The following is a 24,961-nucleotide window of genomic DNA, read 5'->3' as shown; positions in this document are numbered from 1 at the left end:
CTCCTTTATAAATCAGAATTTGCCACAAGCGCTAAAAGTGATTAGTGCATAGTGGTTAGTCAATGTGTTCGCTTCGCTCACAGTATTTAAATATTGTCGCCGCAGGCGACTCCACAGCTTTCAACTCTCAACTCTAAACTCTAAACTCAAATCATAATTTTGCCAAGCATAATTATGATTTAGCGACTGCTTCTTTCATTTCCTTTACATATTCGCCCACATAGGGAGCAGCGTCCTTACCGTACTTTTCAAGTATGCGGATTATAGCGGAACCCACGATGGCTCCGTCCGAGAGAGCAGCCATTTTCTGAGCCTGTTCGGGCTTGGATATACCAAAACCAACTGCACAGGGCACCTTGGTGTTTTCTCTGATGACCTTTACGATATCACCGATATTGGTGGTTATCTCGCTTCTCACGCCCGTAACTCCCAGACTTGAAACGATGTAGATGAAGCCCTCAGCTTCCTTAGCTATCATGGCTATTCGGTTCTCTGATGTGGGAGCTATCAGCGATATCAGGTCAACTCCGTACTGCCTTGCCACTGCCGAGAACTCCTCCTTTTCCTCAAAGGGAAGATCGGGAAGAATTATTCCGTCAACTCCGCATTCACAGCATCTCGCCATGAAACGCTCTGCGTCGTAGGAGTAGACCACGTTTGCGTATGTCATGAACACAAAGGGTATCTTCACATCTCTGCGGAGCTCCTTCACCAGTTCAAAAACCTTGTCAGTAGTGACTCCCCCTGCCAGTGCGCGGATATTTGCTCCCTGAATAACGGGTCCCTCAGCGGTGGGGTCTGAGAAGGGTATTCCCAGCTCGATGAGGTCGGCACCATTCTCCGCAGCAGCCCTTACCACTTTTGCGGTGGTCTCAAGGTCGGGGTCTCCGCAGGTTATGAACGGTATAAATGCCTTTCCGTTTTCAAATGCAGCTCTGATATTACTCATATATATCCTCCCCTCTGTAACGTGCGATGGCAGCGCAGTCCTTGTCGCCGCGTCCCGAAACTGTTACGATGATAATTTTGTCCTTGTCCATAGTGGGAGCCAGCTTCATAGCATAGGCAATTGCGTGAGCCGACTCGATAGCGGGGATGATGCCCTCGGTGCGTGAAAGGTACTCAAAGGCATTTACCGCCTCGTCATCTGTAACCGGAACGTACTCAGCCCTGCCGATGTCGTGGAGATGAGCGTGCTCGGGACCTACGCCGGGGTAGTCCAGACCTGCGGAAATGGAGTAAACAGGAGCTATCTGACCGTACTCGTCCTGACAGAAGTAGGACTTCATACCGTGGAAAATGCCTATCCTGCCTGTATTTACAGTAGCCGCAGTCTCGAAGGTGTCGATACCCCTACCTGCTGCCTCGCAGCCGATAAGACGGACTCCCTCATCGGGAATGAAGTGATAGAAGCTGCCGATGGCGTTGGAGCCGCCGCCTACACAGGCGATAACAGCGTCGGGAAGTCTGCCCTCAGCCTCCAGTATCTGAGCTCTTGCCTCGCGTGAGATAACAGCCTGAAAATCGCGTACTATTGTTGGGAATGGGTGGGGACCCATTACCGAGCCAAGACAGTAGTGTGTATCGGTGATACGTGAGGTCCACTCGCGCATCGCCTCGGAAACAGCGTCCTTGAGGGTAGCTGTACCGCTCTTTACGGGAATGACGTCAGCGCCCAGAAGCTTCATGCGATAAACGTTGAGAGCCTGACGCTTGGTGTCCTCCTCGCCCATGAACACCACGCACTCCATATCCAGGAGAGCGGCTGCGGTGGCAGTTGCAACGCCGTGCTGACCTGCACCTGTCTCAGCAATGAGTCTGGTCTTGCCCATTTTCTTTGCAAGGAGAGCCTGACCGAGAACGTTATTTATCTTGTGAGAGCCCGTGTGGTTCAGGTCCTCGCGCTTTAGGTATATCTTAGCGCCTCCCAGTTCCCTTGTGAGCTTGTCTGCACGGTAAAGCAGAGAAGGTCTGCCTGCGTAGTTATTGAGGAGCTCAGTGAGCTCGCGGTTGAAATCCGGGTCATTCTTATAGTGGTCGTAAGCCTGTTCAAGCTCTATGACCGCATTCATCAGCGTTTCGGGTATGTACTGACCGCCGTGAACGCCGAATCGTCCTTTTGACTTTAACATAATATCTTTCCTTTCTATCATTTATATTTTTCTCAGTATATCAAGTGTATGGTTTGAAGCGCCCATAAGGTCGGCTCTTTCGCAAGTAGCGAAGTGGTATTCCATGAACTTGTCAAAGGTGAAGCTGTCCATGCTGTCGATACATTCGCTCATGTAGTTAGCCGCTCCGTCCGTTGCTATGAGCTTTATTCTCTCAACGGGGAGTTCCGCATTCAGCGCCGCTATCTCCTCCGTCCTCACCAGTGAGAAGAGCTCCTTTGGTTCGCTCTTGCAGTGCCACTCCTCTGCCAGCATATCATTTTCCAGTACCCTTCTCAGGTTCCCGTGAAGAAAGGCGTGCTGGAGCACAGCCGCTTCGTTCATGCAGTATGCCGCCAGTATGTATCCGCCCTTTCGGGTGACCCTTACCGCCTCTGAGAGCGCCCTGAGCATATCCTCACGGGTGAACAGGTGGTACATAGGTCCCAGCAGCAGAGTGACATCGAAGCTGTTATCCGAAAGCTCCGAAAGGTCAAGGGCGTTTCCCTGCAAAGTCCTTATGGGCTCTGTACCGTCCAGCTTTGCGCGGAGCTTTTCCAGATTATGCTCCACCAGCTCCACCGCCGTTACATCAAAGCCCTCTTTTGCAAGGGTTACGCTGTAACGTCCCGTGCCTGCGCCCACTTCAAGGAGCCTTGCGTCCCTGCGGTCACCGATACAGTCTCGGATATACTTCATGGTGGTCAGGTACTCCACCTGACCCGACTGTGAGAGGAGCCTGCCCTCCTCGTCGTAATTTCTGTAGAATTCATCAAGATAGTCCATAGCTGTCACCTCGTTTTTTATTGCGGCAATGAATAATTCAAAGCTCAATAAAGTTTTTCAGCATTATCCTTCCGTCGGGAGTCATGATGGACTCGGGGTGGAACTGAACGCCGTATATGGGGTATTCCCTGTGCTGGACCGCCATGACCTCGCCGTCATCGGCAAGAGCTGTGACCTCCAGACAATCGGGCAGTGTAGCCGCGTCTGCCGCAAGGGAGTGGTATCTCGCCACGGGAGCACCCTCGTCTATTCCCCTGAACAGCGGGCAATCGTTCATGAAGCTGATAACGGACTGCTTGCCGTGCATGAGCTCCTTGGCGTAGGTAACTGTTGCACCGTAGGCGGCGCATATAGCCTGATGGCCGAGGCAAACGCCCAGTGTGGGTATCTTTTTGCACACCGTCTTAGCGGCTTCGATTATAATGCCTGCGTCCTCGGGACGTCCGGGTCCCGGGGAGAGTATTATTTTGTCGGGAGCAAGCTCCTCTATCTCCGCAACAGTCATCTCGTCGTTGCGTATCACCTTTATATCGGGACATATCTCACCGATGAGCTGATAGAGGTTATATGAAAAGCTGTCGTAATTATCAATGAGAAGAATCATTCGTCCGCCTCCTCTGCCATTTTAAGGGCGTTGACCACAGCCGCCGCCTTGTTTATGCACTCCTGATATTCCTTTTCGGGAACAGAGTCCGCAACTATTCCTGCTCCGCTTCTCACAAAGACCTTGCCGTTCTTCTTGTAGGCGATACGGATAGCGATACAGGTATCAAGATTGCCTGTGAAGTCGATGTAGCCGATTGCGCCGCCGTAGATGCCGCGCTTGTTGTTTTCAAGCTCCGCGATGAGCTGACAGGCGCGAATCTTGGGAGCTCCCGAGAGAGTTCCTGCGGGGAGAACAGCACTTACGGCATCAAAGCCGTCGAACTCCTCCCTTATCTCGCCCCGTACCGTAGAACCGATGTGCATAACGTGGGAATAGCGCTCTATGCTGTGGAGCTTTTCAACCTGAACGGAGCCGAATTTGCTTATCTTGCCAAGGTCGTTCCTGCCGAGGTCAACAAGCATATTATGCTCCGCAAGCTCCTTCTCGTCCGCAAGGAGGTCAGCTTCAAGAGCCTTGTCCTCCTTGTCGGTCTTTCCTCTGGGACGGGTGCCTGCAAGTGGGAATGTGTGGAGAACGCCGTCCTCCAGCTTTACCAGAGTCTCGGGAGAAGCACCTGCTATCTCCACGTCCGTTCCCGAGAAATAGAACATATAAGGCGAAGGATTTATGGTCCTCAGAACTCTGTATGTGTTGAGGAGACTTCCCTCAAAGCCTGCGCTGAGACGGTTCGAGAGGACTATCTGGAAGATGTCGCCCTCGCGGATATGTCCCTTTGCCTTTTCCACCATATCGCAGTACTGCTCCTTGCTGAACAGGGCTGTGACCTCGCTTGTGAGCCTGCCTGCGGGCTCCTTTACGCGCTCCCCGTGTCTGAGCAGGTCAGCCATGTGCCGCAGCTCCAGCTTAGCCTTGTTGTAGCCTGCCTCGCCCTCGTCCAGTCTCATGTTGGCGATGAGAATGAGCTTCTGGCGGAAGTTGTCGAAGGCGATGACCTTGTCGAAAAGCATAAGGTCAACATCCTTGAAGTTCTCCGTATCGCTTACATCGGTACGGAGGGTCTTCTCCGAGTAGGCGAGGAAGTCGTAGGAGAAATATCCTGCAAGACCGCCCGTGAACGGAGGAAGATAGTCGAATTTGGGGCTTTTGTATTTTGAAAGTATCTGTCTTATCTGGACTGACGGATCATCTGAAGTCATTTTTACGTCGCCAATTGTGAGGTCATTGCCTGCGGCTGTTATCTGGAGCTTCGGGTCGAAGCCGAGGAAGGTGTATCTTCCCCACTTCTCCTTTTCCGCAACTGATTCCAGCATATAGCAGTGGGTCGAGACGTTTTTCAGTATCATTATCGCCTCGATGGGAGTACAGATGTCGGAGAGTATCTCGCAGCTTACGGGAAGAATGTCATATTTTCCGCTGTCTGCTATTTCTCTGACCTTGCTGAGCTCGGGTAAAAACTTCATAAAAAGCACCTCCGTGACCTGTCAGGGCAATAAAAAAGTCCCTGACAGACCAATATGATCTGTCAAGGACGAATAATTCTATCCGCGGTACCACCTTGATTCACGGCATAGCCGTGCGCTTTGCAGGATACTATCATATCCCTGATGATTAACGCACATCCTTACGTTGCAGAATACTCTGAGCAGGCACATCACTGTGCAAAGCCCATTTGACTGCACCCTCGGCGGTCCATTTGCTAATCTGTTTTTCGCCTGACTCTCAGCACCGCAGGCTCTCTGTGGAATCATAATTAACTTTATCTCCGCGTCATCGGTTTGATTTTTAACCATTATAGCACCACAACACACACTTGTCAAGTAGGTTTAGATATTTTTTTCATTTAACATTAGCATCACAGCTGAAATATCACTGCTTCCTCTTTTGTCATATAATATACTGTACCGCAGATACTGCCACTGCGCAATACGCAGCAGACAGGGGTGATACTTCTGAAAATTTGCATTCTTGATATGCCCTCCTACACCTATGCGGTCAAGGCACAGCGGCTTCTGAGGGCAAGGGGCTACCCGTGCAGGATAAGACGCCGCGAAAAGACCTCCTCGGAGGGCTGCGGCTTCTCGGTGCTGATAAACGGCAGCTGCGAAGGAGCGGAAAGGCTCCTCACGGGATACGCTGTCCCCTATTCTGTCAGGGGCGGAGGTGCTGACGATGATAAACTTTGACAACGCTGCCACCACCTTTCCCAAGCCCCTTTCCGTCCGCCGTGCAGCTGCCGGAGCCATAAAGTCCTTCGGCGGAAACGCAGGCAGAGGCGGTCATGAGCTTGCCATGCGGACTTCCGAGGCGCTGTATTCCGCCCGCGAGACCGCTGCCGCCTTCTTCGGAGCAGCTCCCGAGAACACCGTGTTCACACTGAACTGCACCCACGCGCTGAATATGGCGATACAGGGAGTAATGTCCGAGGGCGGTCACATCATTATCAGCAGCATGGAGCACAACTCCGCTGCCCGTCCTGCAGTCGCACTCGCCATGAAAAAGCAGGTCACGCTGTCCGTTGCGGAGGTCTTTCCCGACAGCGAGCGTACCATTGAAAGCTTCCGCAGGCTCATACGCAGCGACACCCGAGCGGTGGTATGCACCATTGCCTCCAACGTCACGGGTCAGCTTCTCCCATACAAGGAAATAGGGCAGCTCTGCCGCGAAAACGGCATCTGCTTCATTGCCGACGGCGCACAGGCCTGCGGCATATATGATATAAAGCTTTCCGACGGCATAAACATCCTCTGCACCGCAGGTCACAAGGGACTCTACGGAATTACGGGCACAGGACTGCTCATCACCGACGGACAGTACCCCATAACGCCCATAATGCAGGGCGGCACGGGAAGCAATTCACTGAGCCTTTTTCAGCCGTCTATCCTCCCCGACAGCCTTGAAAGCGGCACGCCCAACGTTATCGGCGCAGTCACCGTAGGGGCAGGCATAGGCTTCATCGGCACCTACGGCATGAACAGGCTCCGCGCCCATGAGGAGCGGCTTTGCAGGCTGTTCATCGAGGGGCTTGAGGGCACGGAGGGCGTCACGGTCTATCGTGACGCCGCTGCGGAATACGCTCCCATAGTCTCATTCAATACAGAGGGCTTCACATCCGAGGCGGCAGCGGAGCTGCTGTCGGAACGGGGCTTCTGCCTCCGTGCAGGCTATCACTGTGCAGCCCTTGCTCACGCCACCCTTGGCACAAAAGGCGGCACTGTACGCTTCGCGCCCTCGGTCTTCAACACGGAGGAGGAAGTCAGAAAGCTTGTATACAATGTTAAAACATTGAAAAATTTACCAAATTCGTAAAAAACTATTGAAATTATCTGAATTTGTGGTACAATAATAGTATGCAGTATTGCGCAGTCTGCTATGAGGACAGCTGTCCTCATACATATCATAGATAAATGTTTAAAGTAAATGTGTGTAATTTTTCCCCGAGGGGGTGCAGTATATGTTCCATTCTTCACCACAGCAGGTGCTTGACGCTTTTCTCAGCGTCATATCAACGTTCAAGCCCATCGACGTCCTCGATGTTCTTATCCTTACCTACGTTATCTATCTGCTGCTGAAGCTTATACGGGAGACCCGCGCAGGTCAGCTCGTAAAAGGTATAATCTTCCTCGTTGCAGGATATTTCGTCAGCAAAGCCATCGGTCTGAAGGTAGTCAGCTACCTGCTCCAGAACGCGCTGAGCATGGGTGTCCTCGCAATGATAATCCTCTTCCAGCCCGAGCTGAGAAGAGCTCTCGAAAAAGCGGGCAGAAGCAAATTCGGCATCCGCCTCTTTGGTCTCGGTCAGAACAGTGACGAGCTGAAGCAGAAATGGGCACCTGCAATAGATGCTATCTGTGACTCCTGTGTGGAGCTTTCTGCCACCTGCACAGGTGCTCTCATAGTCGTTGAAAGACAGGTCCGTCTCGGTGAGCAGATAGAAACAGGCACCATATTAAACGCAACTCCCAGCAAGGAGGTCTTCGGTAACATCTTCTATCCCAAGACTCCCCTCCATGACGGAGCTGTAATAATGCGCGACGGTATCATTCTCGCCGCAGCCTGCTTCCTTCCAAAGCCTGCCAAGGACGCGCTCATAAACAAGAAGCTGGGTTCACGCCACAGAGCCGCAATCGGCATGAGCGAGAACTCAGATGCCATAGTTATCGTTGTCTCCGAGGAGACAGGACAGATATCCGTTGCCATCAACGGTGAGCTCACCAGAGACTACACCCACGACAAGCTGAAGGTACTCCTTGAGGAGCAGATCTTCAACGACAAGACAGAGATATCCATCGGCAGAAAGAAGCCGTTTTCTTCGCGCTCCGAAAGGAGGAAGAAAAAATGAGCATACTAAAAAATATCACCAAACGCAATATCAAGGAGGCACGGAGCAACGCAATGCTCCTCCTCATAGCATTTGTATGCGCCATCGCAAGCTGGTTCATCATCGCTATGACCAAGTACCCCTCCGACTCAAAGCATATTTCCAACATTGCCCTTTCACGGGATATAAGCGGCACTGCCGCTGCTGACAGCGGTCTGTCGGTCATCGAGTGCAACGTGGATCACATCAGCGTCAGTCTGGATTGCAGCCGTACCGACTATAACCGTATCAGCTCCGACTCGCTGAAGGCTTCCATCGACTTCAAAAATATAACCACACCGGGAGTCTACACCCTTAATATCAAGGTGGAAAGCACCAATGATGCGGAGATATCCAATCTGAACATATCGCCCTCCACCGTAAGAGTAGAGCTGGATAACTATGAGACCAAGGCATTTGTGCTGAAGGCAAAGGTGCCCAATATCTCGGGCGGCGAGAACAAGGCTATCAACAGTGCAGATATCACCTGTGAGCCCGGTGAGGTCAACATAAAGGGACCTGCCTCAAAGCTGGCAAGCATCGCAGAATGCTATGCGGTATCAAATCTGGAAAAGACCCTCGACAGCTCCTACAGCCTCAACAGTGACGAGTATCAGCTCTTCTCCGAGGACGGAACACAGATCAGCTCCGATAAGCTGACATTTGATCCGCCTATCGTTAACATGAATATCCCCGTGCTCACTCAGAAGACAGTCAAATTCGTACCGCAGATAGTTGACGCTCCGTCGGGCTTTGATACAGACTGTCTCAACTTCACTATCACTCCCGAGACAGCGATATTAGCCACTAACAACACCGAAACCAAGCTTCCTGACAAGATCGATCTCAAGCTCAGGATAAGTGAACTGGACATAGGCTTCTCCAAGGATGTGCTCATATCCAATCTTCTCATGGGAACCAACATCACAAATATGTCGGATACGGATACCATCAATATCTCGCTGAACAGCGAAGGGCTTGCATCACGGGATCTGACCGTCACAAACAATAATATCCATACCACCAATGCTCCACATGAGAATTATGATTACACCGTTCTCACTCAGCAGCTTCTGGTGAAGATCGTCGGTCCTGCGGACATAGTTAATGAAGTGACCGCCGCCGACCTCGACGTGGAGGTCAACCTGCTGGGAGCAGACGATTCAATGGATCAGTTCCCCTATGCAGTAACGGTATCATGCAGCAAGTACAACAATATATGGTCCGTGACCAGTTCCACGGTGAACATCAAAAAGACCCTGAAGGAGGGCATGACCACTCAGGCTGCGGGAAGCAGCAATACTACAACAACAAAAACAGGATGATACAAAGCTCCGCTGTATAAAAATACGGCGGAGCTTTTATATATGCAAACTATATGTTGTTAATATTCACAAATAATTAACAACATATTTATTGTTTATACCGATTTTGACCATATTTTAACAGTTTATTAACATTTAGCCTTTATAAACGTGTTATAATGACCCTGTACAAATTCTTTTGCACACCCTTATTTTTTATTTTTTTCTGAAAGGATGATAAGCAATGAAAAACAACCTCTCACGAAGGATCAGAGCTTCTGTCGTAAGCCTCACTATGGCAGCTGCTATGCTCCCTGCATATGCGGCTCCCGCAAATGCAGTCACCACCATGCCTGACCTCTCTGTAGTTTCAGAAAACGTTGGAGTTTCACAGACAATGAAGGTAGACTCTGTCTACGAGGGAACTATCCCCGATGACGGCGCGGATTCGGTTACCTTCACTCTTGATACCAGCTATGCCGGACAGAGCTTCTCATACGGCTTCGGCTGTTCTACTCAGGAATCTCCTTACTGGCTGGAGCTTGACAAGAGCGGCAAGTGGGTAGACGGATCAGAGGCTGAGGGCTCAGCCTGCAAGCTGGATAAGGCGTCCAGCACCATCACCATCGATCTCTCCAAGGCAGGCGCAAAGCCCGGCGGAAAGTTTGAGTTCAGATGCTACTACTCCGCACACTGGGATAACTCAAAGGGTGACATGGTTGACAATACCGTTAAGCTCACAGGCGTTGAATTCGACGGCGGAAGCTCCTCATCTTCACCGGGCAGTTCATCAGGCGTTGAGTCCAAGAACAAGAAGAGCGGTTCATGGAGCTTCAAGGACAACAAGGACGGCACAGCTACCATCAGTGCTACTGTTACAAAGCAGCTCGACGAGCTCGACTATGACCTGACAGTAGGCTACGATGAGGACTATTATGCAGAAAAGGGCGTTACTCCCGACGAGAGCGATCCCATCAACAGCCACAAGTTCAAGTATGAGGACTTCGGTGTTCCCTCAAGCGACGATATCACCATCGAGTCGCTCTACGTTGTTGTAGAAGCCGATTACGATGTTGACAAGTTCATGTACGGCTGCGGCACAAACGTTGCCATGGGCTCTCCCTCCGATACAGAGTACGCAAAGAGAGGTATCATAGACGGCAAGGACGATGCAGGCTACTGGTACAACGAAATGGGTGCCGAGTCCAAGGAGGAGTTCGAGGACGCAGGCGTTGAATTCGGTATAAGCGAGATCGGAGAGGGTACAACTCTCGAGGGCGCAGGCAAGTATATCGAGTGTATCTGGGACGTTCCTGCTGAGGTTCAGAAGGATCAGACACACCATTCGTATGACTCTATCGGCTTCCAGTTCTGGTATGGAACCAAGGACGCTTCAAAGTATACCGAGATCACATCTTCCGATCCCGTTACCATCACAAGCGCTGCCCTCACATATACAGTTACAAAGACTATCCCCTATACAGCTTCTTCCAAGACAACACAGTCAAAGACTCTCGACTGCACAGCTTCTTCTGACAGCAAGAAGAACTTTGAGATAGGCTACGACGACCTCGGTATCGAGTCCGACATGGACGTCTATGCTATCCGCTTCGACGTATCCGCAAGCAAGGAAATCAAGAAGCTCGTATACGGCACAGGTACAGGAACTACCAGCGAAGCTGATGATTACTGGTATCAGGAGCCTGTTAACTCTGTTGTCCTCGGCGCAGGAAAGTCCGCTGAGATCATGTGGATACTCCCCGACAAGGTAGCAGGCAAGACCGCTGATGACGCTAATATCGTTAATCCCGACGGAAATGTTGTATTCGGCTATTACTACGGTGAAGCTGACACCATTACCGTTAAAAATGTTGAGGTATACTACTACATTCCCGAGACTACTACAACTACCACAACGACCACTACTACAACAACTACGACTACTACCACCACAACTACTGCTCCTCCCAGTGTGACCGACTGGGGCGATACAAACTGCGACGGAACTGTTGAGCTGGCTGACGCTATCCTCATCATGCAGACCCTCGCAAGCCCCAACAAGTATGCTGTTACAGATCAGGGCAGACTCAACGGCGACGTTGACAAGTCCACAGTAGGACTTACCTCAAATGACGCTCTCTTCATTCAGGAGTACCTTCTCCACCTGAGACAGTCTCTCGTTCCTGCCACATGATCAGAGAATATCAAAGGTTTGCAGTGGATCGACTAAAGATCGGTCTCTGAGCAGACCCGATAATACCCGATAGCTTCAAAAAGCCCGACAGCAGGTGGATAATCTGCTGTCGGGCTTAAATTTCAATATAGCGGCCGTCTTTCAGACGGTCTTTTTTTATGGAAAACACCGAAAAACTGGCGATCATTGGTATTTTTTTGCGAAAATCCTTTCATTTATTGCGGTTATGTGTTATAATAATTGAGCGTATTTGCACTATCATGCGCAAAAAATACGCATAGCATCATGTATTATTGCGAGGGGTAAAAGGTTCGCAATACAAATAATATAGAAGGAGAAAATAATGAGAGCAAAGAGACTGATCGCGTCTGTGCTGTCATTCACCCTCTGTGCAGGAGTTACGCCTGCAATTTCCGCTTCTGCGGCAGGGAGTGAGACAGCTGCTGTCACTATGGGGGTGAACAGCAGCACTATCACAGATGCAAAGACAAACGCAGGATCAACGGCTTTGATACCTGCCGCTCCACTGACGGCTGCTACTGCCGATACGCCTACGGTAGTCACCATACAGCTGGGCGACGTAAACGGCGACGCCAAGATCGACGCCAAGATCGACGCCAACGACGCTTCCGCAATACTTTCCGCCTATGCAAGTATTTCGGGAAGCGCAAAGTCCTCAAATCTGACGGCTGCTCAGACTATTGCCGCTGATGTTAACATGGACGGAAAGACCGACGCAGTAGATGCTTCCAACGTGCTTTCCTACTACGCCTATCTTTCCACAAAGGGTACCCTCTCCATAGAGGACTTCCTGAAGGCAAGCAGCTCGGAAACAACAACTACTACAACGGCACCGCCCGTTACCACCACCGCTAAGGTGACATTCACCACCACAACGGTCAAGCCGCCTGTTACCACAACAACGGCAACAGCACCGGCTGTCACGACAGCGCAGTCTGTAACCTCCACTGCAGCAGCACCTGTCGATACCACTACTACGGCTGCTATGAGCACTACAACTACGGCAGCAGCCCCCACAACTACTACGACTTCGGAGACTACTACCACATCAACTACAACAACTACTACGACCACGACCTCAACGACTACGACTTCGACAACTACAACAACTACCACCACAACCTTGACAACGACCTCCACGACCACAACTACAACCTATGCTGACCCCTACAAGGTATCGGAGATAAAGCTCAGCAAGACCGAGATAGAGCTGAATGTAGGCACAGGCGGCATCTCCTATGTAACCATGCTCCCTGCAACGGCAGATAAGCGCGAGATATGGAGCTGCTCAGACGAGAGCATCGCTGTTGTTGACAACGAGGGCTGGATAGTCGGAATGTCCGAGGGCGTGTGTACAGTCACAGTCACCAGCTTCAACAATCCTGCGGTCAAGGCTGATATCAAGGTAACAGTCAAGGACCCCAACAAGGTAAGCAGCATAAGGCTCACCAAGACCGATATGAGGCTCCCCATAGGCGGCGGAGACATCTCATACGTTACCATGCTCCCTGCAAACGCTTACAACAAGGCTGAGATATGGGTAAGCTCAGACCCGAGAGTAGCTACGGTCTCCGATGAAGGCTGGGTATATGCAGTAAGCGAGGGCTCATGCGTAGTTACTGTTTACAGCAAGTCAAATCCTGCTGTAAGCGCTTCCATAAATGTTACCGTAACAGACCCCTCTAAGGTCGCTGAGATAAAGCTCAGCAAGTACGAGATGAACCTCCTCATAGGTACACATGACATCTCATACGTTACCATGCTCCCAAGGACCGCCACAAACATCGACGAGGTCTGGACAAGCTCAAATCCTGCCATCGCCAGCGTTGACAACTGGGGCAATGTATACGCTCTGTCAGAGGGTACCTGCACAGTCTCCGTTATCAGCAAGGCAAATCCTGCCGTTAAGGCTGACATAAAGGTAACTGTCCGCAGCAAGCCTGTTATCCCGCCGCCTGCAACGACAACTTCCACCACTACATCGACTACGACTACAACCACCACAACTACCGCAACAGCTCCCGTCCCCACGGTCACGACACGCCTTATACAGAACATTAACGGAGCTACCTTTGTGGACGGCATACTCATCGTCAACAAGACCTATGAGCTTCCTGCCGATTACCCCACAGGCGCTCTCAATCCGAATGCTCTTGCTCAGTTCAACAAGCTGACAGAGGACGCTGCAAAGCTTGGTCTCAGTATAAAGTGCTCATCGGGCTATCGCTCATACAAGGATCAGGAGAGGATATACAACAACTACGTTGCCATCGACGGTATCGTAAAGGCTGATACATATTCTGCCCGTCCCGGTCACTCCGAGCACCAGTCAGGTCTTGCCATAGACGTTAATTCCATCGACTATACTTTCCTCAACACTCCCGAGTGTGACTGGCTGACAAAGAACGCCCATAAGTACGGCTTCATCATCCGCTATCCTCTCGGCAAGGAAGCGTACACAGGCTACAGCTATGAGCCGTGGCATATAAGATACCTCGGCGTTGACACCGCAACAGCTGTATACAACAGCGGTCTAAGCCTTGAGGAGTACCTCGGTATCACTTCCGCATATAAATAAACATCAAAAGCTGCCTGAGACTTTCTCGGGCAGCTTTTTTCTATATGAAAGCAGCCGTCAGGAGCACACCTTGCGTCGGGAAGCTATCCGCGGGAGCTGTGCTCCACCTCCTGACGGCGCGCCCATATTGCCGCTTACATTATATTATGCAGAAAAGCCGAAAAGGTACAATGAAAATTCTTACAGCCGCGGCATTTCTCCCCGTCAATATTGCTGTCACCTTTGTCAGAATTATGTAACCGCTCTGATACCTTCCGTAAGCAATTCATTTCCGAACTGTATTCAAACCGAAATCGCTCTGTTATTGCATATTTGTTCCCCATAATGTATAATATAGACAGTAAAGGAAAAGAAAAAAGCACAACCTTCATTGTTCCTCGTTTCTGCGCCGATCATACCTCCCGGCGCAAAACAAATATGACGGTGCCGCACACCACCGTCCTCTGAACACACCTTTCGGAAAGAGAAATCAGCCGTCGGCGCAACAGCGTCGGCGGCTCTCTTTTTATTCACGCTCGCTGAGGTAAAGTCCCACTCTGTTGTTCAATGATTCAACGCACTCATCTGCGGTCTGCTCTCCGCGCATGACCTCAAGCCACTCATTCCGTATCATATTGTCAAGAACACTGCCGTAATCCAGATCAATTTTCACGCTGCGGCTGTGATCGAGAAGTTTTACCAAAGCCTCATCGGTTATATATAAAGACTCGGCTCCGCCGTCGGGAGGTGTAAGAGCCGCACGCGCCGACATTGCCATATAGCTTGGCGTATCATACGCAAGAGCCTGCAATGCCTCCTCGGTGACGGGGACTCCCGAAACATATTCAAGAGACATCTTCTTCTGCTCGCTCAGTCTCAGAAAGTTCTCTATCAGTGCCCAGCCCTTTTCTTTATTTCCGCTGTTTTCGGGAACTGCCCAAAGATGAGGCACCGTCACAAAGGCGCCATCACACTCCGCTGAAGGGTATCCGGCATAGGTGACAGGGGCACCGCCGTACATGGAATATACATAGGACGCAGAGAAAAGGTTTATACCGCTGATACCTGCGATATTCAGCGATCTCATATAATCAGCGCTGCTATCCTTATACTCATAATCATTAAGGTCAAAGGGGTACTCCTGAAGGAAATCAATAACACGGAGGAAATCACCGCCGAAATCACAGGTGCCGCTCTCAAAATCAATGGACTCACGCCCTGCCTGTCTGAGGAAAAAGTGCCACAGGGTCGGTCCCTCGGGAAAGCCCTCCTTGTCGGAAGAGCTTCTGTAAGCCTCCATTGCTGCATCATAGCTCCAGTTTTCGTTCTCTGCGCCTATAAAGTCCGTACTTGCAAGGTAGGTCTCATAGCTGAAACAGGGAAACATATAGGGAATGGTACCGCCGCAGTCCACAGCTTCGCGGACATTGGGCAGCAGACCATCGGGAGTCACTGTTTCGGAGCTTTCCATAAATGGTGTAAGGTCTGCAAGATATCCGCTTCGCTGTAAGTTTCTCATGCCGTCGGGCGGAGCTATGATAACATCCGGGGTATCTCCTGCAAGCATATCCCTTGTAAGCTGATTGAAGGCTTCCGTGTACTCAATATCCGAACTGTCATAGCGGTGGATATCAAGAGTTATATCCTTGTTTGCACGGTCATACTCCGCAAGTGCTGTACTCAGCTTTCCCGTTTCCCCACCGATAAAAGCCAATTTCACTTCCGCAGCCGCATTTTCCTCATGAGTGTCGCCGTCCGGCTGTATCACAGAACTGCTCTTTTTGTCTCTGCCGCAGGACACAGCTGTCAGAAGCAATGCCGCCGCGGTCATAAGTATCAGCCTTCTTTTCATTTTTATTCCTCCTTGAATATTTTTTGATGATATCCCTCACGAAAAAATTTTTTCGGAAAAAATTTTTTATTTGTCACAAAACCAGATTTTCTAACGTTTCTTTATATGGGGGACAAAATAATATTCCTTTCATAAAAAAGTGATTTCGGATGGTACAAAAAGACGAATTTGCCGATATTTTCGGCGGTCTGCACAACATCTCAGGCGTATTCTTATACAAAAACACTATACGGAGATGAACTCGTCTTTTTGTGCCCTGTTAATCACTCCCCTCAAGAAGTGAAATGATACATATATAGGGAAAGGACAATACAAAATGAACAAACATATACTTCGCACAATGGCTTTTTCGGCAGCAGTCTGCGTTTCCATGACATCCTGTGCCGAGAAGAAAAAGACAAGCTCCGACAACAGCACATCTATCGCCTCCGCTATCAGAGATATCCCCGATATGGCTTCCGAGCTCCTTGAGGGCTCCTATAAGCTTATAAACTACAAGACCATAGACGAGTTCGATAATATCGACAGAATATTTTCGCTGAATGAAGGCGGATATATCATCTCAAGCTATGTCGATTCCACCGATAAGGATTTTCTGTTTAAAGCAAACAGCGATTTCTCCGAGATAAACGCGCTCACTCTCAATGCTCCCGAGGAAGTCAGCACTGCGGACGAGAGCTACTGCGATATTTCAGTGAGTCCTGACGGCGAGATCTCTGCTCTTTACACCCTGATGGACTACCACGGACATGAACTCCCCAAGGAATACGATGAAAACTTCGACTATGACAGCTTCTACGAAAACATCACAGAGTCAAAGCTGCTGTGCTTCTATAACTCGGACGGCAGTCTCATCAGCAGCCATGATTTCGATGACAGCGAATTTGTAAACGAAGATGATTACTGCTATCTTAACAGCTATATCAGCGCAGGCGGCGGCAAAGTACTGCTCGCCTACTCCGACGGCACTGTCATTCTCACTGACGGCAGCACTGTCGAGAAGCTTCCCGTCATTGAGGAGAACAGCGAAAAGGAATACATAAGCCTTGTACGCACAACCGACGGTTCTGTCGCGGTCTCCTATGTATATTACATTGACGGCGACTATAACAAGCGCGCTCAGTGCATAAAGTACATCGACATTGAGAATAAGTCCTACGGCGACACTATTTACAGCTGTGACACCGCAGGAAGCTATAATCTGGATATGGTAAGTCAGGGTTATGATGACTATGTACTCATCGGCTCGGACTACAAGAACCTCCTCGGCATAAAGGCTGACGGCACCACTGAGGAGATACTCAACTGGAGCGATGCGGATACCCAGCCCTTATCTGTGCTGTACGCAGGCAATGACGAGTTCTACTGCTGGGATCACAGAAGCAGCGGCAGCCTTCAGATGATGAAGCTGGTACCGCGCGATCCCAGTGAGGCTGCCAATACTCAGGTCATAACCCTTGGCACCATGTATGATTCATACTCCTTTGAAGTGAACGAGTTCAACCGCAGTCAGGATAAGTACAGGATAAAGGTTGTCAACTACTCCGAAAGATACACCGCCGAGCACGGCGAGCTCGATCCCGAGGCTGACAAGGATGACTGGCAGAAGCGCGACGCCGAGATGCTCAAGTATATGCAGATGGATATTATCTCGGGAAATGCTCCCGATATGATAATTGCATACGATATAAACTCAGTAAGACTTCTGGGCGAAAAGGGTATTCTCGCCGACCTTTACCCCTTTATGGAGAATGATCCCGACATCAACCGCGATACTGTTCTCCCCAATCTGCTCTCAGCACTCGAAAGCAGCGACGGCAAGCTGTACTGTCTCGCTCCCGGCTTCGACCTCAGGACTCTCGCTGTAAAGAGGAAGTTCTTTGACCGCGAAAACTGGACTGTGGACGATATGATCGAGGTGTTCGACCACTCTAATGCAGAGCATCGCTATGACGGCGACACAAAGGCAAATATGCTCAGGACATTCCTCGAGGGTCAGTCCGATCTCATAGATATCGAAAAGGGCACCTGCAACTTTGATTCTCCCGACTTCATCAATATCCTCAAGTTCTGTGACCGCTTCGTATTGGAGGAGAATATCCCCGACAAGATGACCGAAAGCAAGGAATTCATGGATTATCACACCGACAGGGCTAACTGGATAGCCGATGAAAAGGCTCTCCTTACAACTATCTATCCCGGAGGCGACAGCGGTCTTTGCTACATTAAATCCGAGGACTTCGGCGGAGATGACTACACTATGGTAGGCTTCCCCTCCTCAAACGGCAAGGGCGGAAAGCTCAGTGTGTGGACACAGTTCTGCATCTGCGAGAAAAGCAAGGTCAAGGAGGGCGCATGGGAGTTCATCAGGAGTCTCATGGATCCCGAGAATAACTTCGGCTACCCTGCTCTGAAGAAGAACCTGTCGGCTGCCATCGACAATAATGCAAAGGTCTTTACATATAACGAAAACGGAGAGAAGCTGGAGGTACCCAGCAGCGACAGCAAGCTGGATGGCAGGGTCATCTATCCCCTTTCCAAGGCTGAGCGCGATGACTTCGAGCGCTATCTGCTCAGCTGTGATACACTCTCGGGCGAAATGGACTACGAGGTGCAGTCCATAGTTATGGAGGAGGCTGACGCCTTCTTCCATGGTGAAAAGACCGCTGAGGACACTGCAAAAATGATACAGAACAGAGCCTCCATACTCGTCGGCGAAAGAAGCTGACTTTACATATAGCTTTCCATAATAATCTCTATATATTTCAGCAGAAACGGCAGCCCTTCTCCATAGGCTGCCGTTTTTGTATATAAACGAAAAAATACCGAGCCTTTTTCAGGGCTCGGTATAGTTTTTATTCAGCTGTAAGCCGCATGGTGCAGCTTATATTACTTGCCTTCGGGGTTGAGAGTCGTTCTCTTATTCAGCAGGAATTCCTGAATGAACATAGCGTCATTCGAGGTAAGACCTACTGTAGACTTGTCAACGTCGCCGTTGAGTCTGCCCTGCTCGGTAACAGCATACTTGTTGGGGTTAGCAAGGGTCTGCATGATGAGTATAGCGTCTGCCAGCTCAACAGTACCGTCGCAGTTGGTATCTCCCCATGTGATTATTTCCTTACCGGAACCACTGTCTGTTGTGGTAACAACAGGCTGTGTAACTGTTGTGGATGTAGTAGTAACTGTATCAAGGAAAACAACAGTTGTGGTCGTGGTAGTTGTTGTGGGCTTTGCTGTTGTAGTTGTGGTGGTTGTTGATGTTGTGGTCTTGGGGATATCTGTTGTAGGAGTTACAGAATGTCCCGGAGCACCTGTGTCAAGGTTGCTCTTAGCGCCCGATGCATAGAACTCGCTCAGTGAGATACCGTTCTTGCCGAGAGCTGTCTGGTGGTCAAGACCGATGAACTTTCCGCTGTCAGTCTGCCAGAGAGTGCTCTTGAGTATCTTATAACGAGGTGCATCCCATGTAAGGAAGTCGTGACTGAGAAGTCCGCCTGTATCGCCTGAGTTAGGATTGAGGCACCAGTATGTGTGGTTGATGTGGTGCTTTACCATATAGTCTGCAAGAAGCTCCATCCACTTCTGATTCTTGGTTCCGTCAACGAAGCCGCCCCACTCACCGATGAGGAGAGGTGCGATATCGCCCTCGTTGATATATGCCCATGTGTCTCTCCAGTAATCGTCAAGGAGAGTCTCTGTTGTGAAGTCCTTGTCGAACCATGTCTGCTTATAAACTGACGGACCGTAGTCATGAGGAGAGTAAACTATCTTGGACTGCTTGGCAGGTGTGGACATCTTTATGGGATTGTCCTTTACGCCGCGGAGGTTTCCGCCCCACCATGCGCCGTACCATCTCTTTTCGTCATCAGACTTGGGCTCCCATACATCGGGAGTGTCGAATGTATAGCCCTTTTCGGTCATGGGATACTGCTCAATGCCCTCGATGAAGATAAGAGCGTTGGGGTTAACATCGAGGATAGCCTCTGCACAGTTTGTAGCAGCGTATGCCCAGTTGTTCTCGTCCTTTGAGTCATCCCACTTTGCAATGGTGCTGGGGCAGGTGTCGCCCTTGTATTCACGCTTGCCGTGAGGCTCGTTCTTCAGGTCGTAGCCGATGAGAGTATCATCATTCTTGTACTTATCTGCCAGCCATACCAGAGTATCCTGCCATATCTTTGTGGTTATGCCTGCCTTGCCGTACCAGAGCGCATAGTCATGGCCGGAGTTGTTCTCGTCGGGGCTGTGGATATCGATAAATACCTTGATACCGTACTTCTTGCACTTCTGTATGAGGATATCGAATATCTCCATACTGTTCTTCACAGTCTTGCCGTCAGATTCAACGAAGTCCTTGTTGATATTTGTATAGTAGCCTGCGGGAGTTACCTTTCCGTCCTCACCTACAACGTCCTGGGGAGGAGTGTAGGAAGCCTGTACTGAGCTTACAGCGTGAGGCTCGCCGTCCATCCATGACTTGAGCAGTGTTGTTGAGATAGGCAGACGGAGCACGTTGATACCGTGGTCTGCGATGCTCTGGAGCATATCATCGGCATCTGCTGCATAGAGACCGTGAGCACAGTTCTCGGAGCAGTTGAAGCCGAACCAGTTAGCTCCCGTGAGCCATACCTGATTGCCGTTCATGTCATAGAGACGGCTTCCCTCTGCGTGGAGCCAGTCGTCGTTGTTGTCGTCGGCAGCGGCAACATTTGCGATAGTGTCAGGTGCAGCTGTAGGTGCATAGTAGGCAGCGCCCGACACCGTAACAGCTGCAGCAGCGGCTACAGCAGCCACTGAGCGTAAAAACTTCTTCATAATAATTTCCCTCTCATATTTTATTTTTCTCCGCACAGACCCCTGAAGCCGTGCGGTAAAAGGCTTTAAGCAATAGGTAATTTGTCGTAGAAGCCGAGAAGCTTCTTCTGTATCGTCAGTGCGTCGTTGGAAGTAACGCCCTTCTGTCCGTCAACGTCGCCGTTGTCCAGACCCTGTGATGTGATATGCAGGGGATCGCTGCCGCTCTGACCGTACTTATCGGGATTGGCAAGGTCCTGCATTATGAGAATAGCGTCTGAAAGCTCCACTTCGCCGTCGAGATTAGTGTCTCCGTAAACGCGATTACTGACGCCCTGTGAGGTAGTGGATGTAGTTGTCACGGAAGAAGTGGTAGTTGTGACAGTAGATGTTGTAGTGGTCTTGGGATCATCGGAGCTGATAGGATTGCCGCTTGAGGTCTTGCCGCCGTCAAGATTGCTTCCCTCGGAAGCAGCATAGTTGGCGTAGAAGTCGTTCAGCGAGATACCGTCCTTGCCCAGAGCCACCTGATGATCGAGACCTATGAACTTCTTGGTCTTTGAGGTCTTCCAGATAGCGGGATAGTAGTAGGTGTCGTACTTCACCTGATCCCAGTCGATAGTGGTCTTGCCCACTATCTTGCCGTCAGCGCCCTGTGTTGTACCGAACTGGACGCCCTTCCAGAGTCCGCCCGTATCGCCCGAGTCATCGTTGAGGCACCAGAATGTATGATTGATGTGATTCTTTATCATGTAGTCGCGGATAAGTCCCAGCCACTTTTCGTTGTCGCCGCCGTCAAGGAGTCCGCCCCACTCGCCTATGAGGAGAGGGTACATATCCTTCTCTACAAGGTAAGCCCATGTGTCTCTCCAGTAATCATCAAGGAGAGTCGCCTCTGTGAAGTCCTTGTGGAACCAGCTCTGATCGCTTACTTTAGGACCGTAGTCATGAGGAGAGTAGACTATCTGTGAGGTGCCCGACTTGGGCATAACGGGATACTTTGCAACGCCGCGGAGGTTTCCGCCCCACCATGCGCCGTGTCCCTCGAATCCCTCAACGCCCTCGATGATGATGAGTGCATTGGGGTTCTTTTCAAGAACAGCGTCTGCACAGTCCTGAGCAGCCTTCTTCCAGTTGTTGGGAGCGTCTGAGTCGTCCCATATAGCGTCTATAGGAGCTCCGCCGTACTTGCTGTGGGGCTCGTTCTTCAGGTCGAAGCCGATAAGGGTATCGTCGCCCTTATAGTGACCTGCACACCATGCAAGAGTCTCTATCCACACATCGGTGGTGACTTCGACGTTCTTGCCGTTATTTGCCTCAAAGCTCTTGCCGTACCAGAGTCCGTAGTTATGTCCCGAGTTGTTCGATTCGGGGCTGTGGATGTCGATGAAACACTTTACGCCGTACTTTTTGCACTTGGCAAGGAGTATGTCGAAAAGCTCCTGACTGTTGACCACGCTTCCGTCCTCCTTGATAAGATCAACGTTGAAAGGATAGCTGGGGTCATTGTTAGGATTGATGCTCTCTATGGGATCGGGGTCGCCGATCATCCAGTTATAGAGAAGCTCCGTGGAAACAGGAAGTCTCAGGACATTTACGCCGTGGTCGGCAATTTCTCTTACCATATCGTCGATATCGCCGCTCCAGAGATAGTGGGGCGAGTTCTCGGTACAGTTGAAGCCGAACCAGTTGGCGCCTGTGAGCCATACTTCGTTTCCGTTCATGTCGTAGAGACGGCTGCCCTTTGCGTGGAGCCAGTCGTCACCGTTTGTGTCAACGGCATTAGCCGCCATCATGGACTGACTGAAACAGGGTGCTGCTCCCGTTACCGCCAGCGCAGCTGCTGACACAAGTGCAGCCGCAGTGCGTACTAATTTTTTCATTTTATTTTTCCCCTCTCATAGTACACTTTTCCAATGTACCATTATTAACTATATTGTAGCATTTCAAGGGCGGAATGTCAATACTTTCTGCGGTTTTCACAAAATCAACACGGAGCGCTCCCATGCACAAAAAAGCCGCACCTGCATGGCACAGGTGCGGCACATTTTTTGAAAAAGCGGGCTCTCCGATCATATTACATTGTTTCCACAAGATACCTCTTTGCGGCAGTCAGATCGAATACATCGATGACATCATCGCCGTTGAGATCGGCAGCCTTCCAGTTTTTGAAGTTTTCGGGCTTTTTGCCAAGGAGCCATCTCTGGAGCAGAACTATATCCGCAACATTGAAGCTTTTGTCACCGCTGACATCGCCCTTCTTATAGCTGTGCATTTTCAGCGTTGTGGGCATGAGTAAGCCAACTGACTCCTCCACATCGTAAGTAATGATATTGTCATTATCTGTCTTTGATATCCTTATTTCAGTCTCGGGCTTGCTGTGATCTCTCTCATCACCTATCATATAGGAGCCGTTTACGGCAAACCTCTTTGTGCCTGCTTCCTTGTCCTCTGCCGCCGGCAGCAGCTCGGTGTTCACGGAAGTGCCGTCCGTATCCTCCCTCGAAACAAAAACTTTTCCGTCTGATGAAGACCTGATATGCATGATATTGGTTAAGCCGTTGTCAACTCCGCGAAGCCTGATGCACTGGAAGAAATGGTCGCTGTCCATGAGCTCAAAAGCCTTTGCGAAGATAGCCTCTTTCTGAGCAAGGGATGCCTGTATCTCCTCTTCGGTCTCCGGATACGGAAAGGTATACTCCTTATCGGGAATAACTCTGATCCTACCGTCACGGCACTCAATGATGTAGCTCTGCATAGTGCAGTCCACACCGGGCATAGTGGGCTGATCGGCAAGTTCACTGACGTCTTCGCTGTAATCAAGGGTTAGCAGCAGATACTTTCCACCCTCAGAGGGATAGAACTTGTAGTTCTTGTCCATGCTGCCCTCATCGTAGCTGTAATTGGTAAGCACCCATGCAGCGTCCACGGTCTCATTGAACTGTACACAGTGCTCCTCTATGCTGAACCTGCTGTCCTCAATAGGTGCGCTTCCTGCGCCGCTGATATCTGATCTGATAAACGCGAAATCAGGATTGAGCTGAGCGTAGTTCATAGCAGCACCGACGAGATTTGCACACTTAACCGGATCGTACTCATAACAGTCTAAATAGCAGTCACAGTAAAGCCCATAGGTATATTCGCCCGAGGGCTCGAAGCGTCCCACCATATTTTCAGTGTTCACATAAACGGAGAAAAGGTCCTCGGGAAGTCCGAGAGACTTCAACACCGTTGCGGTTTTCCACGCAAAGTCGGTTTCACGCGGGAGCATACGGGCTTCTTTTATGGAAGCTGCCTTTGTGACCAGCTCGCCCTTTGTGAGATTGATCATATAGTTATCGGGCTTGAGCATGATCGAACATCGCATAATGCCGTGATCCACTGCATCCTCGGGTGTGTAGTCCTGACAGTACACCTGATAGAAGTCCTTGTCGGTGAGTCCTCTTGCGGCGAAAAGCTCCTCCACCTGCTCGGTGCTCATTGCTCTTATCTCATCAAAGGTACAGCCGATATCGGGCACCTCCTCTGCGGTGTTCTGCCTGATAAAGAGGTCGATATCCCCTGTTCTGATGTCAATGCTGTTGCTTCTGTCCTTATAGAAAAGCTCGACAGTCTGGAGCTTCACAGGAGGCTGTCCGCAGACGGAGAAGCAATAGCCGTCACCGAAATAGAAATCGTGTGCGGCACTGTGTATACCGTCGCCGGTGGCCTTACAGCCGTAAGGTGCCAGATCCTCCCATGTAAGGTCCATGCCCTTTTTGGCAAGCTTCCTGACCTCGTCCATATTCATTGTCTTTTTGGTGAAAGTGCTCGTCACTTCCGCAGAGGAAGTTGTCACAGCTGTAGTGGTTGTAGTGTTTTTCGATGTGGTGGCAGTTGAAGTGGTGGTCTTGGATGTTGTGGTCTTCAGAGCAGACTGCGTTCCCAAAGTCTGCGTTGTCATCTGCTCAATGAAAGACTCAACATCATCTCTGCGAATATCTATCTTAGGGTAGCCCGGGTCATACACATAACGGAACAGATGAGCTTTGACAAGCTCTTTGTCGGGCTCGCCTTGCACGCTGAGTCCATATCCGTCATCCATAATAAACGTGCAGTATTTGACCTTGCCGATAAAGAACGGCTCACCCTCGAACTCGTCAAAGTCCGACCATCTCAGTCCCTCGCCCTTTGTAGAAAGTGCTCTTACATCATCAAGTGTCATAGGTCTTGTCTGAGCAGCTTCACTGTCCTCGGCTGCCACGGCGTAAGGCACCTTCACAACGCCCGTATAGCTGCCGCAGAGTGGAAGCATAGCTGCTGCCAGAAGAACTGACAATACTCTTTTTTTAAGCATATTCAT

16 protein-coding genes and 1 other annotated feature are annotated in these 24,961 nt (G+C 50.3%); of the genes, 7 read left to right on the top strand and 9 right to left on the bottom strand.

Features of this window, described 5'->3' with window-relative positions:
• Positions 1–172: 172 nt before the first annotated feature.
• From trpA to trpE, 5 genes are read right to left on the bottom strand one after another with little or no spacing between them, the layout of a single operon-like run.
• Positions 173–949, bottom strand: coding sequence for a tryptophan synthase subunit alpha (trpA, locus tag DSZ37_RS12850; RefSeq protein ID WP_109727295.1), 777 nt, complete (start codon positions 947–949; stop codon positions 173–175).
• Positions 942–2,132, bottom strand: a complete 1,191-nt coding sequence (gene trpB / locus DSZ37_RS12845) for a tryptophan synthase subunit beta (RefSeq protein WP_109727316.1) — start codon at positions 2,130–2,132, stop codon at positions 942–944. Before trpB ends, trpA begins: the two co-directional genes overlap by 8 nt.
• A 21-nt stretch (positions 2,133–2,153) precedes the next feature.
• Positions 2,154–2,936 (bottom strand): class I SAM-dependent methyltransferase, encoded by a 783-nt coding sequence (locus tag DSZ37_RS12840; RefSeq protein ID WP_051536141.1) that lies wholly within the window; start codon positions 2,934–2,936, stop codon positions 2,154–2,156.
• Positions 2,937–2,973: 37 nt separating this feature from the next.
• Positions 2,974–3,540 carry an anthranilate synthase component II gene (locus DSZ37_RS12835; protein WP_109727294.1) on the bottom strand — a complete coding sequence of 189 codons (567 nt, stop codon included), beginning with the start codon at positions 3,538–3,540 and terminating at the stop codon, positions 2,974–2,976.
• Complete coding sequence (gene trpE, locus DSZ37_RS12830; protein ID WP_109727293.1) at positions 3,537–5,003, bottom strand: anthranilate synthase component I; 1,467 nt, start codon at positions 5,001–5,003, stop codon at positions 3,537–3,539. The genes DSZ37_RS12835 and trpE overlap by 4 nt, the downstream gene beginning before the upstream one ends.
• 61 nt (positions 5,004–5,064) lie before the next feature.
• Positions 5,065–5,323 (bottom strand) — a binding site (T-box leader).
• Positions 5,324–5,483: 160 nt separating this feature from the next.
• Here trpE and DSZ37_RS12825 point away from each other — a divergent pair.
• The 6 genes from DSZ37_RS12825 (at position 5,484) to DSZ37_RS17515 (ending at position 13,997) form a co-directional block, all read left to right on the top strand.
• Entirely contained in the window at positions 5,484–5,726 is a 243-nt protein-coding gene (locus DSZ37_RS12825; protein ID WP_146198187.1) for a putative Se/S carrier-like protein, read from the top strand.
• The gene (locus DSZ37_RS12820; RefSeq protein ID WP_109727291.1) at positions 5,713–6,849 is read left to right on the top strand and encodes an aminotransferase class V-fold PLP-dependent enzyme; all 1,137 of its coding nucleotides are present in this window, start codon (positions 5,713–5,715) and stop codon (positions 6,847–6,849) included. Before DSZ37_RS12825 ends, DSZ37_RS12820 begins: the two co-directional genes overlap by 14 nt.
• Before the next feature lie 145 nt (positions 6,850–6,994).
• Complete coding sequence (gene cdaA / locus DSZ37_RS12815) at positions 6,995–7,882, top strand: diadenylate cyclase CdaA (protein ID WP_109727290.1); 888 nt, start codon at positions 6,995–6,997, stop codon at positions 7,880–7,882.
• Positions 7,879–9,225 carry a CdaR family protein gene (locus DSZ37_RS12810; RefSeq protein WP_109727289.1) on the top strand — a complete coding sequence of 449 codons (1,347 nt, stop codon included), beginning with the start codon at positions 7,879–7,881 and terminating at the stop codon, positions 9,223–9,225. Before cdaA ends, DSZ37_RS12810 begins: the two co-directional genes overlap by 4 nt.
• A 223-nt stretch (positions 9,226–9,448) precedes the next feature.
• On the top strand, positions 9,449–11,398 hold the full coding sequence (locus DSZ37_RS12805; RefSeq protein ID WP_109727288.1) for a DUF5620 domain-containing protein: 1,950 nt from the start codon (positions 9,449–9,451) through the stop codon (positions 11,396–11,398).
• A gap of 343 nt (positions 11,399–11,741) precedes the next feature.
• Positions 11,742–13,997, top strand: coding sequence for a D-alanyl-D-alanine carboxypeptidase family protein (locus tag DSZ37_RS17515; RefSeq protein ID WP_146198186.1), 2,256 nt, complete (start codon positions 11,742–11,744; stop codon positions 13,995–13,997).
• 505 nt (positions 13,998–14,502) lie between these two features.
• On the opposite strand, the gene DSZ37_RS12785 is transcribed toward DSZ37_RS17515, so the two are convergent.
• Entirely contained in the window at positions 14,503–15,828 is a 1,326-nt protein-coding gene (locus DSZ37_RS12785; protein ID WP_109727285.1) for an ABC transporter substrate-binding protein, read from the bottom strand.
• 316 nt (positions 15,829–16,144) lie between these two features.
• Between DSZ37_RS12785 and DSZ37_RS12780 the strand changes: the two genes are divergently transcribed.
• Positions 16,145–18,556, top strand: a complete 2,412-nt coding sequence (locus DSZ37_RS12780; protein ID WP_109727284.1) for an ABC transporter substrate-binding protein — start codon at positions 16,145–16,147, stop codon at positions 18,554–18,556.
• A 161-nt stretch (positions 18,557–18,717) separates the two neighbouring features.
• On the opposite strand, the gene DSZ37_RS12775 is transcribed toward DSZ37_RS12780, so the two are convergent.
• From DSZ37_RS12775 to DSZ37_RS12760, 3 genes are all read right to left on the bottom strand, one after another.
• Positions 18,718–20,640, bottom strand: a complete 1,923-nt coding sequence (locus DSZ37_RS12775) for a cellulase family glycosylhydrolase (RefSeq protein WP_109727283.1) — start codon at positions 20,638–20,640, stop codon at positions 18,718–18,720.
• A 65-nt stretch (positions 20,641–20,705) separates the two neighbouring features.
• On the bottom strand, positions 20,706–22,502 hold the full coding sequence (locus tag DSZ37_RS12770) for a cellulase family glycosylhydrolase (protein WP_109727282.1): 1,797 nt from the start codon (positions 22,500–22,502) through the stop codon (positions 20,706–20,708).
• Between the two features lie 194 nt (positions 22,503–22,696).
• The gene (locus tag DSZ37_RS12760; protein ID WP_109727280.1) at positions 22,697–24,955 is read right to left on the bottom strand and encodes a dockerin type I repeat-containing protein; all 2,259 of its coding nucleotides are present in this window, start codon (positions 24,953–24,955) and stop codon (positions 22,697–22,699) included.
• Positions 24,956–24,961 lie beyond the last annotated feature (6 nt).

This window comes from Ruminococcus flavefaciens, assembly GCF_900116855.1.
GTDB lineage: Bacteria > Bacillota > Clostridia > Oscillospirales > Ruminococcaceae > Ruminococcus > Ruminococcus flavefaciens_R.
Note: the sequence above shows the minus strand (reverse complement) of the source record. Positions and strands in the feature narration are given on the sequence as shown.

Bases quoted from the DNA above. Each gene is read 5' to 3' on its own strand.
- trpA (WP_109727295.1), bottom strand. From the start codon at position 949: ATGAGTAATATCAGAGCTGCATTTGAAAACGGAAAGGCATTTATACCG.
- trpB (WP_109727316.1), bottom strand. From the start codon at position 2,132: ATGTTAAAGTCAAAAGGACGATTCGGCGTTCACGGCGGTCAGTACATA.
- DSZ37_RS12840 (WP_051536141.1), bottom strand. From the start codon at position 2,936: ATGGACTATCTTGATGAATTCTACAGAAATTACGACGAGGAGGGCAGG.
- DSZ37_RS12835 (WP_109727294.1), bottom strand. From the start codon at position 3,540: ATGATTCTTCTCATTGATAATTACGACAGCTTTTCATATAACCTCTAT.
- trpE (WP_109727293.1), bottom strand. From the start codon at position 5,003: ATGAAGTTTTTACCCGAGCTCAGCAAGGTCAGAGAAATAGCAGACAGC.
- DSZ37_RS12820 (WP_109727291.1), top strand. From the start codon at position 5,713: ATGATAAACTTTGACAACGCTGCCACCACCTTTCCCAAGCCCCTTTCC.
- cdaA (WP_109727290.1), top strand. From the start codon at position 6,995: ATGTTCCATTCTTCACCACAGCAGGTGCTTGACGCTTTTCTCAGCGTC.
- DSZ37_RS12810 (WP_109727289.1), top strand. From the start codon at position 7,879: ATGAGCATACTAAAAAATATCACCAAACGCAATATCAAGGAGGCACGG.
- DSZ37_RS12805 (WP_109727288.1), top strand. From the start codon at position 9,449: ATGAAAAACAACCTCTCACGAAGGATCAGAGCTTCTGTCGTAAGCCTC.
- DSZ37_RS17515 (WP_146198186.1), top strand. From the start codon at position 11,742: ATGAGAGCAAAGAGACTGATCGCGTCTGTGCTGTCATTCACCCTCTGT.
- DSZ37_RS12785 (WP_109727285.1), bottom strand. From the start codon at position 15,828: ATGAAAAGAAGGCTGATACTTATGACCGCGGCGGCATTGCTTCTGACA.
- DSZ37_RS12780 (WP_109727284.1), top strand. From the start codon at position 16,145: ATGAACAAACATATACTTCGCACAATGGCTTTTTCGGCAGCAGTCTGC.
- DSZ37_RS12775 (WP_109727283.1), bottom strand. From the start codon at position 20,640: ATGAAGAAGTTTTTACGCTCAGTGGCTGCTGTAGCCGCTGCTGCAGCT.
- DSZ37_RS12770 (WP_109727282.1), bottom strand. From the start codon at position 22,502: ATGAAAAAATTAGTACGCACTGCGGCTGCACTTGTGTCAGCAGCTGCG.
- DSZ37_RS12760 (WP_109727280.1), bottom strand. From the start codon at position 24,955: ATGCTTAAAAAAAGAGTATTGTCAGTTCTTCTGGCAGCAGCTATGCTT.